Source organism: Collimonas sp. (genome assembly GCF_035566555.1).
Lineage (GTDB): Bacteria > Pseudomonadota > Gammaproteobacteria > Burkholderiales > Burkholderiaceae_D > Collimonas.
The window spans coordinates 102713-112536 of record NZ_DATMRB010000098.1 but is presented as its reverse complement, the minus strand read 5'-3'; the positions used below and the strand labels follow the sequence as shown (position 1 = coordinate 112536).

Here is a 9824-nt window from a genome sequence, read left to right as displayed (position 1 = left end):
CTTGACCCGATTGTCGATCACTTGCCGGGGGTGGAAAACCGCAAATTATACAATAAATCCCGCCGGGAATTGGAAAAAATGAATGAAATCAGTGCCTTGGCCAGATAAACGGCACTGCATCCTTATTTTTCCTGCTCCCGGGGATGCCGGCCAGGCAGGGCGCCCAGCCCTAGCTTTTTACCGGCACAGGGGTTTGATTGCCATTTTTACGATACAAATACAATGTTGCAATCAAGCCACAAATTGCCGCCGCCGTCATCCACATGCCTGGCGCACCCTTGTCGCCGGTGTATTCGATCAGGCCGGTGGCGATGGCTGGCGTGAAGCCGCCGAAAATCGCCGTCGCCAGGCTGTAGGCCAGCGAAAAGCCGGCGGTGCGCACTTCAACCGGCATGATTTCGGTCAGCGCCACCACCATGGCGCCGTTATAGCTGGCGTACAGGAAGGACAGCCACAGCTCGACCATCAGCATCTTCTGGAAAGTCGGATCGGCCACCAGCCATGACATGGCTGGATAGGCGCTCAGGATGGTCAGCACGGTAAACAGGATCAGCAGCGGCTTGCGGCCGATGCGGTCGGACAGTGCGCCCATCACCGGCAGCCAGATGAAGTTGGAAATGCCGATGCAGAAGGTCACTATCAGCGCATCGGTAGTGCTCAGGTGCAGCACGCTCTTGCCGAAGGTCGGCGTGTAAACCGTGATCAGGTAGAAAGACACAGTGGTCATCGAAACCAGCATCATGCCGGCGATCACCAGGCCCCAGTTGTCCACCATCGAGCGCAGGATTTCGCGCACCGGCGGCTTGTGCTTGCGCGCCTTGAATTCCTCGGTTTCCTGCAGCGAGCGGCGGATCACGAACAGCACCGGCACGATCATGCAGCCGATGAAGAACGGCACGCGCCAGCCCCAGTCGGCGATCTGCGCCGGCTGCAGCCACACCTGCAGGCCAAAGCCGAGCGCGGCGGCGACGATGATCGCCACCTGCTGGCTGGCGGACTGCCAGCTGACATAAAACCCCTTGTGGCCCGGCGTCGCCATTTCCGACAGATAGACCGAGACGCCGCCCAGTTCCACGCCGGCTGAAAAGCCTTGCAGCAGGCGGCCGACCAGCACCAGGAACGGCGCGGCATAACCAATGGTGGCAAAGCCAGGCACGAAAGCGATCAGCATGGTGCCGAGCGCCATCAGCGCCAGCGTCGTGATCAAGCCTTTGCGGCGACCTACCCGGTCGACGTAGGCGCCGAGTATGATGGCGCCCAGCGGCCGCATCAGGAAACCGGCGCCGAAGGTCATGAAGGTCAGCATCAGCGAGGCAAATTCGTCGCCGGCCGGGAAAAACGTCTTTGAGATATAGGTCGCGTAAAAACCGAACAGGAAGAAATCGAACATCTCCATGAAGTTACCGCTGGTAACCCGCAGGACTGTGCCGAATTTCGATTGGCTGGATTGAGTAGTCGCCATGATGTGCCGTTGCGAAAAAAGGAGGTTCGCAAGGATAGCATTTAACCGGCAGACATGTTCTGACTATGTGTGACGATATTGTATGTATCTGTTGCTTAAAATCACCATTCGCATCATTCGACTGTCGTTCTGGGACGAAGTGCACCGCAGCAATTCCTCCGCGCACAAAAAAAATCTGACCTGCTCGCGCAGATCAGATTTTTTGGTTTCCGGTTGCAGTCAGCGACAACCGGAACGGTCAACCTTGGTTAACCGCCGCGTCGCATCATGTCGAAGAACTCGGCGTTGTTCTTGGTCGACTTCATCTTGTCGAGGATGAATTCCATCGCTTCGATTTCATCCATGCTGTAGAGCAGCTTGCGCAGCACCCAGATCTTTTGCAGCTGGTCAGGCTTGATCAGCAATTCTTCGCGGCGGGTGCCGGACTTGTTCAGGTTGATCGACGGGTACACGCGCTTCTCGGCGAGGCGGCGTTCCAAGTGGACTTCCATGTTGCCGGTACCCTTGAATTCTTCGTAGATCACGTCATCCATGCGGCTGCCGGTTTCGATCAGGGCGGTCGCGATGATGGTCAGCGAACCGCCTTCTTCGATGTTGCGCGCTGCGCCGAAGAAACGCTTAGGACGTTGCAGCGCGTTGGCGTCGACACCACCGGTCAGCACCTTGCCGGAAGCAGGGATCACGGTGTTATAGGCGCGCGCCAGGCGGGTGATCGAGTCCAGCAGGATCACGACGTCTTTTTTCATTTCGACCAGGCGCTTGGCTTTTTCCAGCACCATTTCAGCAACCTGCACGTGGCGTGTGGCCGGTTCATCGAAAGTCGATGCCACCACTTCGCCGCGCACCGAGCGCTGCATTTCGGTCACTTCTTCCGGACGTTCGTCGATCAGCAGGACGATCATCACGGTGTCGGGATGGTTGGTGGTGATCGCATGCGCAATGTGTTGCAGCATGACCGATTTACCGGACTTCGGCGAAGCTACCAGCAGACCGCGCTGGCCCTTGCCGATAGGCGCGATCATGTCGATGATGCGGCCGGTGATGTTTTCTTCGCCGCGCATGTCGCGTTCCAGCGGCAGCGGCTTGTTCGGATGCAGCGGCGTCAGGTTTTCAAACAGGATGCGGTGCTTCGACGCTTCCGGCGATTCGCCGTTGACCTTGTCGACCTTGACCAGCGCGAAATAGCGTTCGCCGTCTTTCGGCGTGCGCACTTCACCTTCGATCGAATCGCCGGTGTGCAGGTTGAAGCGGCGGATTTGCGAAGGCGAAATGTAAATGTCGTCGGTGGACGCCATGTAGCTGGCGTCGGGCGAGCGCAGGAAGCCAAAGCCGTCAGGCAGGACTTCAAGGGCGCCGTCGCCGAAAATCTGTTCTCCTGATTTCGCGCGCTTTTTCAGGATCGCGAACATCAGTTCTTGTTTGCGCAAACGCGCTGCGTTATCGATGTCCAGGCCGATTGCCATTTCTAGCAGGGCGGAGACGTGTAACGCCTTCAATTCAGATAAATGCATAGGTATGAGTGTCCCGGGATGGGAAATATTGGGTGGGGGAGGGAACTGCGTGGTGTAGTCAGTAAAACACAAGCGGCGATGCGGGCGCACCGCCGCGGTTCTTATTATATATTCGAATCAATGAATGCGGTCAGCTGGCCCTTGGCCAAGGCGCCGACTTTTTGTGCCGCTGGAACACCGTTCTTGAACAGGATCAGTGTCGGGATGCCGCGGATGCCGTGCTTGGCTGGTACTGCCTGGTTGGAATCCACATCCAGCTTGACGATCTGCAGCTTGTCGCCGTATTCCTTGGCCACTTCTTCCAGGATCGGGGCGATCATCTTGCATGGACCGCACCACTCAGCCCAGAAATCGACCAGGACCGGTTTGTCGGATTTGAGTACGTCTGCTTCAAAAGCTGCGTCGGATGTGTGTTTAATATGTTCGCTCATGGTTTCCTCAGTGTGAGGGAAAAAATAATCAATGTGTGCCAAGACGACTTACCATTCCTGCTTGGTGGCTGCCTGCGGCGTTCCCTATTCTAGTGAATAAGTGGGGATGCCGTGCGCGAATTCAAGTTTCTGTGGGTGTGGTAAGAGGTGTTGCGGCGGGATATTCACTAAATAATAACCGATTTTGATAAAAAGTGTGGTGCATGATCTTATTTTGCAGGGATTTTTTGAGGGGCTCGCATAAAATGACAGGTAATTGTTGCAAAAGAGAGCCCCGCTGGGCCGCTTTCCGGGGCTGCGCGCCCGAGACTGCCTGCATCGCCGCAACACTTCAGTGAGCCTCATGTCCTTAAAGTCAATATTCATCGCGCCTTCCGCCAACTTCTGGCCCGCTGCAGCGAGCGCCTTGCTGGCGAGCTGCCGTGCGGGCGAGGATGGCATGCGCGATTTTTCGCACTGGCGCGTTATCCTGCCGACCTTTGCCCATGCCCAGCTGCTGAAAGCGGCGCTGAGCGCGCAGCTGGGCGGGACTTTCCTGCCGCCGCAATTCTTCACGCTGTCAGGCCTGCTGATGACCATGCCGCCCCTGCCGAATGTGTTGCCGGCGAGTGAGCGCCTGATGCGGCTATATGCGGAATTGCGCCAACATGGCTGGCTGAAGAAATTGTTCACCGCGCGCCGCAATACCGATCTGCTGCCGCTGGCGCAGACCTTGTTAGCGCTATCAGATGAATTGACGCAAGCTATGCTGCCGTCCTTGCATGGCGGCGGCGACGCTGAAGACGGCGCAGCCGAACAACGCTGGCAGCAGGCGCTGGAGCAGTTGTCGCCGGATGCGCGCAAGCTGCTGTCGGATGAAACCCAGCTGGTGTGGTCGATCTGGAAAAGCCAGCTGGACGCCGACGACGCGATTGCCGCGCGCTTCAGTCAAATGCTGCAACTGGCAGAGAGTTCTGCGCAACCGCTGATCTGGATCAGCTCGGTAGCGCCGGAACCATTGGAGCAAGCCTTCCTCGATGCCTATGCACGTCGCCAGCAGGTGCTGACCATTACCCTCGACTGGCGCGCGCATGCCTTGTCGCCGATTTACGCACTGGCGTGGCCGGAGATGGTGGAGGCCGCGGACGGCGCTGAGCAGATGCCGCCTGCAACTGACTACGCACTCGCCACGGAACTGGCATTGTGCGCAGCGCAGAACGTTGAGGATGAAGCCGTACAGGGCGCGCAAATGGTGATCGACTGGCTGCAGGCCGGCAAGACCAGCCTGGCGATCGTGGCCCAGGACCGGGTCGTGGCGCGGCGCATCCGCGCCTTGCTGGAACGGGCGCAGATCCATGTGGCGGACGAAACCGGCTGGAAGCTATCTACCACCCGCGCCGCGTCCGCCATCTCGGCATGGTTCGATGTCGTCACCGCGCGCGGAGAAACCACGGCCCTGCTCGATTTTCTGAAATCGCCGTTCGTCTTGAAGGCTGCAGCCAGCGATCTGCTGCATAGTGGCCAGGATGAACAGGACAGCATCGCCAACAAATCGGCGCTGGTGATGAAGATCGAATTGCTGCTGCGGCGCGCCAACGTGCTCGGCGAATGGCGCGCGGTGACCAGCGCGCTCAGCGCCGCGCCGGCAGAACAAAAGACGGTGGCCCTGCTGGCGCAACAGGCCGGATTGTTCAGCGGCCGCAAGAATCTGCGCGACTGGATCGCCACCACCGCTGCCGCGCTGGATGCGCTGGGCATGAGCGCCGCGCTGAATGCCGATTCGGCCGGCCAGCAGATCTTGCAGCTGCTGCAGAATATCGCGCCGCCGGGCAATGATTTTTCTGCCCTGTTTTCGTTTCCCGAGTGGCGCGCGCTGGTCAACCTGCAGCTGGACGACACCAGCTTCATCAGCGCCATCAACGACCGCCGGGTCGTCATGCTGCCGCTGAACGGCGCGCGCCTGCGCAGTTTCGACGCCGTGCTGATGGTGGGCGCGGATGCCGACCACCTGCCGTCGCAGCCGCAGGAAACGCTGTTCTTCGCCAACACCGTGCGCCGCGAACTGGGCCTGGCCACGCGCGAGAGCCGCCAGCGCCAGCAATTGCGCGATGTGGCCGAGCTGCTCGCCTTGAATCCTCTGGTGGTGCTGTCCTGGCAGGCGTACAAGGACGGCGAGCCGAATCCGGTCAGCCCCTGGATCCAGCGCCTGCAGCTGACCTTGGCGCGTACTGGCGCAGCGGCCTTGCCGGAACTGCGGGCGGCGATTGCCGTACAAAGCCTGCAGCCGCGGCCGTCGCGCATGCCGGCGCCGGCCGCGGCGCAGCTGACGCCAGCACGCCTGACTGCCAGCGCTTACAACAGCTTCATCGCCTGTCCATATCAATTCTTTGCCCGCCGCATGCTGGGGCTGGCCTCGCTCGATGAACTGTCTGATCTGCCGGAAAAGCGCGACTACGGCGGCTGGCTGCATGAGATCCTGGAGACCTATCACGAATCTCTGCGCGACCAGCCCTTGCCGCCGTCGCAACGTGAAGCCTTGCTGACGGCGATCTCTAAAAAGCTGTTCGACGCCGTCATCAGCAAGAATGCGGCTGCGCTCGGTTATTACGCGCGCTGGCAAAAGGTGATCGCGCCGTATGTGGCATGGGCCAATCAGCATGAAGCCGAAGGATGGCGTTTTGTCTTTGGCGAACAGGCGTATGAAAAGCTGCTGCCGCTGGCGGAGCGCGACCTGACCCTGCACGGCCGGATTGACCGCATCGATGAAAACGACGCCGGCGAACGCGCCGTGCTCGACTACAAGACCAACAACTTGCTGGCGCTGAACAAGAAACTGAAAGACCACGAAGATCATCAGCTGGCGTTCTACGGCTTGCTGTCCGACCGGCCTGTAGCCTCGGCCCATTACGTCGCGCTGGAAACCACCAAGGACAAGGTCGGCGATGTCAGTGCGCCTGACTATGACCAGGCGCAAGGCGCGCTGGCGACGCAGATCAGGATCAACGTGGAGGCGATTGCCGGTGGCGTCGGCCTGCCTGCCAACGGCGTTGCTGCGGTTTGCCAGTATTGCGATGTGCGCGGCCTGTGCCGCAAGGGAGCCTGGTGATGGACGAAGCAATGGCTCTGCCGAGCGCCTACCGCCTGAACGGCAATGTGGTTGAAGCGCAGGATTTCACCAATGCCGCCTGCGATCCGCGCCAGTCAGTGGTGGTGGAAGCCTGCGCCGGCAGCGGCAAGACCTGGCTGCTGGTGGCGCGCATGCTGCGCCTGCTGCTGGCCGGCGCAGCGCCGTCGGAATTGCTTGCGATTACCTTTACCCGCAAGGCGGCGCAGGAAATGCGCGAGCGCCTGCTGGAATTGCTGCATGACCTGGCGCTGCAGCCCGAGGCCAAAGTGCGCACGCTGCTGCTGGAACGCGGCATTGCGCCGCAGGAGCTGGCGCAGGTGCTGCCCGCCGCGCGCAATCTGTACGAAAGGGTGCTGGCCAGTCCGCAGAGCCTGTCGATCGACACCTTTCACAGCTGGTTTGCGCGGTTGCTGCAGATCGCACCGCTGGCCTCTGGCGTGCCGCACGGCTACTCGCTTACCGAAAAGACGGGTGAGTTGCTGGCGGATGCCTATCTGCGTTTCATGCAATCGCTTAACGATGAAGAAAACGACGCCGTCAAACAGGATTTGCTGGCCATGTATCAGTTGACTGGCGATTTCAGTACCAGGAAACTGCTCAATGCCTTCATCGACAAGCGGGCAGAGTGGTGGGCGGTGATCCGCCAGGGCGCCGCCGTGCCGCTGGAATGGCTGCGCGAACTGTGCGGCGAAGATGCAGACACCGATGCCCGCTTGTCGCTCTGGGCAGACGAGAAATTATTGGCGCAGGTGAAGCAGATCGCCTGGCTGCTGGGCCAGGGTTCTGCCACCAACCAGAAACGCGCCACTGCGATCGAGATGGCGCTGACCGCCGGCGCTGCGGTGGAAAATTTCGACGCCCTGTGCCAGCAGTTTTTCGACGATAACGGTAAGCCGCGCAGCAATGGCAAGACCAAGGACTTTCTCAAGGCGCTGGAAAACAGCCTGGGCGGCGATGCGCTCGACGCTTTCGACGAGCAGTTCGGCGCCACCGGCACGGCGCTGAAACTGCTGCGCAAGCGTAGCTACGAGCGCACCGTGCTGAGCATGAACCGGCATCTGTTCAGCGTCGGCAATGCCTATCTGGACTGCTACCAGGCGCTCAAGGCGGAGCAGCGCGTGTTCGATTTCGCCGATCTGGAATGGCAAGCTTACCGCCTGCTGACCAATCCGGAGAGCGCAGCTTACCTGCAGAGCCGGCTTGACACCCGCTACAAGCATATCCTGCTGGATGAATTCCAGGACACCAATCCGCTGCAATGGAGCATCGTGCGGGCCTGGCTCAGCGCCTATGGCGAAGACGCCGGCCAGCCCAGCGTCTTCGTGGTGGGCGACCCCAAGCAATCGATCTACCGCTTTCGCCGCGCCGAGCCGCGCGTGTTTGAAGCCGCCCGCAGCTTATTGCAGGAGCAGGGCGCCGCGGTATTGCAGGCCAACCAGACGCGCCGCAACGCCAGCAATATCGTCGATGTGCTGAACGCCGGTTTCCGCGCCAATCCCTTGTTTTCGCCGCAAACCACGCTGGGCGAAAGCGGTGGTGCGGTGTGGCGCTTGCCGCTGATCAGGCAGGCGGGCGACGACGCGGCCGACGACGCATCTGCGCCGGGCCTGCGCAATCCGCTGGTCACCGCGCGTGAAGAGTCGGAAGATGCGCGTCGTCGCGATGAAGGCGCGCAGCTGGCGCAAGCGCTGTGGCAGGCCCGCCAGAGCCTCAGCGTGCGGCAGGAAAACGGTAGCCGCAGCTTGCGCTGGTCGGATGTAATGTTGCTGGTGAAGAAGCGCAGCCATCTCGGCGCCTACGAGAGCGCCTTGCGCGACGCCGGCATTCCTTTCATGTCCGACAAGCGCGGCGGCTTGCTGGAGTCGCTGGAAATTTCCGACCTGATTGCTTTGCTGACATTCCTGATCACGCCGGACGATGCGCGCGCGCTCGGCCATGTGCTGAAATCGCCGATCTTCGGCGCCAGCGACGACGACCTGATCGCCCTGGCGCAGCGCGGCGAGCGCGGCTGGTGGGCGCGCCTGCGTGCGGCGGCTGCAGTTGAACCTGCTCCGCCGGTACTGCAGCGCGCTGTCGCCCTGCTGGAGCAATGGCTGCTGGCGGCGCCGCGCTTGCCGGTGCACGACTTGCTGGACCAGATTCTGCACCAGGGCCAGTTGCTGGCGCGTTATGCCCAGGCGGCAGCGCCGCTGGTGCGCAGCCAGGCCATCGGCAATATCGAAACCTTCGTCGAGCTGGCGCTGAACATGGATGCCGGCCGCTATCCCAGCCTGCCGAAATTCATCGACGCCTTGCGCGGCCTGCAGCATGCCGGCGACATGCCCGATGAAGCCAGCATAGCTGCCGCCACCGATGCCGTGCGCATCCTCACCGTGCATAGCGCCAAGGGGCTGGAAGCGCCGGTAGTGGCGCTGCTCGACGCCAATCACAGCAAGCCGGCGCGCGACGACTACGGCATCCTGTGCGACTGGCCGCAGGATGCGGAGGCGCCCCGGCATTTTTCAGCGTTCGGCAGCAGCGCCGAACGCGGGGCTGCACGTGATCCTCTGTTCGCGGCCGAGGAAGGCTTCAAGACGCAGGAAGACTGGAATCTGCTGTACGTCGCCACTACCCGCGCCAAGCAGCTGCTGATCGTCAGCGGCGTCGCCGGCAGAAGCGGCGGTGTCACGGAAGACAGCTGGTATGCCAGGCTGGAACTGGTGCCGGAAACGACGTTTGATGCAAGCGTCGCCGATGCCGTCGCAGGCGGCGAGGCCGAGCGCTTCCAGCAAGAAATTTTCGACCCGCCGCAGTTGCCGCCGCCGCAGGCCGTTGTGGCAGCGACTTTCGATAACCAGGCGATCGCCGAAGGGGTCGCCTTGCATGGCTTGCTGGAACGCGTCACCCAGCACGGGCAATGGCCGATAGTGTTGCCTGACGCAGAAACCATCGCGCGCTGGCTGCCTTGTCCGCTGGCGCTGGCAAAGCAGGTGCGGCAACAGGCACAGACGGTCCTTGGGCAAAGCGAGCTGGAACACTTTTTCAATCCGGCCCTGTATCAGCATGCGCGCAATGAAATGGAAATCATCGCCGACAACGTAGTACTGCGTTTTGACCGCGTGGTGGTGTTCGAGAACGAAGTCTGGATCCTCGACTACAAGCGCAATCTGCTCGACAGCGAGCTGGCGGCATATACCGCCCAGCTGCGCAGCTACCGGCAGGCAGCGCAGCCGGTGTTTGCCGACAAGCGCCTGCGCACGGCGCTGCTGACGGTAGATGGGCGCTTGTCGGAAATCGACTAGCGACAAAAAAGCCCTTGCTTCATGACAGAAGAC

General features: G+C 61.1%; 5 protein-coding genes. 2 read left to right on the top strand and 3 right to left on the bottom strand.

Features of this window, described 5'->3' with window-relative positions:
* Nucleotides 1–169: 169 nt before the first annotated feature.
* The 3 genes from VNZ65_RS12990 to trxA all read right to left on the bottom strand — a co-directional run bounded on the left by VNZ65_RS12990 (nucleotide 170) and on the right by trxA (nucleotide 3404).
* Nucleotides 170–1462, bottom strand: a complete 1293-nt coding sequence (locus tag VNZ65_RS12990; protein WP_325669602.1) for an MFS transporter — start codon at nucleotides 1460–1462, stop codon at nucleotides 170–172.
* Between the two features lie 248 nt (nucleotides 1463–1710).
* Nucleotides 1711–2973: a transcription termination factor Rho gene (gene rho / locus VNZ65_RS12985; protein WP_014004861.1), complete on the bottom strand. Its 1263-nt coding sequence runs from the start codon at nucleotides 2971–2973 to the stop codon at nucleotides 1711–1713.
* Nucleotides 2974–3077: 104 nt separating this feature from the next.
* Nucleotides 3078–3404 carry a thioredoxin TrxA gene (gene trxA / locus VNZ65_RS12980; RefSeq protein WP_061532392.1) on the bottom strand — a complete coding sequence of 109 codons (327 nt, stop codon included), beginning with the start codon at nucleotides 3402–3404 and terminating at the stop codon, nucleotides 3078–3080.
* A 343-nt stretch (nucleotides 3405–3747) separates the two neighbouring features.
* Between trxA and VNZ65_RS12975 the strand changes: the two genes are divergently transcribed.
* Both VNZ65_RS12975 and VNZ65_RS12970 read left to right on the top strand, forming a co-directional pair.
* Entirely contained in the window at nucleotides 3748–6489 is a 2742-nt protein-coding gene (locus tag VNZ65_RS12975) for a PD-(D/E)XK nuclease family protein (protein WP_325669596.1), read from the top strand.
* Complete coding sequence (locus tag VNZ65_RS12970; protein ID WP_325669594.1) at nucleotides 6489–9791, top strand: UvrD-helicase domain-containing protein; 3303 nt, start codon at nucleotides 6489–6491, stop codon at nucleotides 9789–9791. The genes VNZ65_RS12975 and VNZ65_RS12970 overlap by 1 nt, the downstream gene beginning before the upstream one ends.
* Nucleotides 9792–9824: the final 33 nt, after the last annotated feature.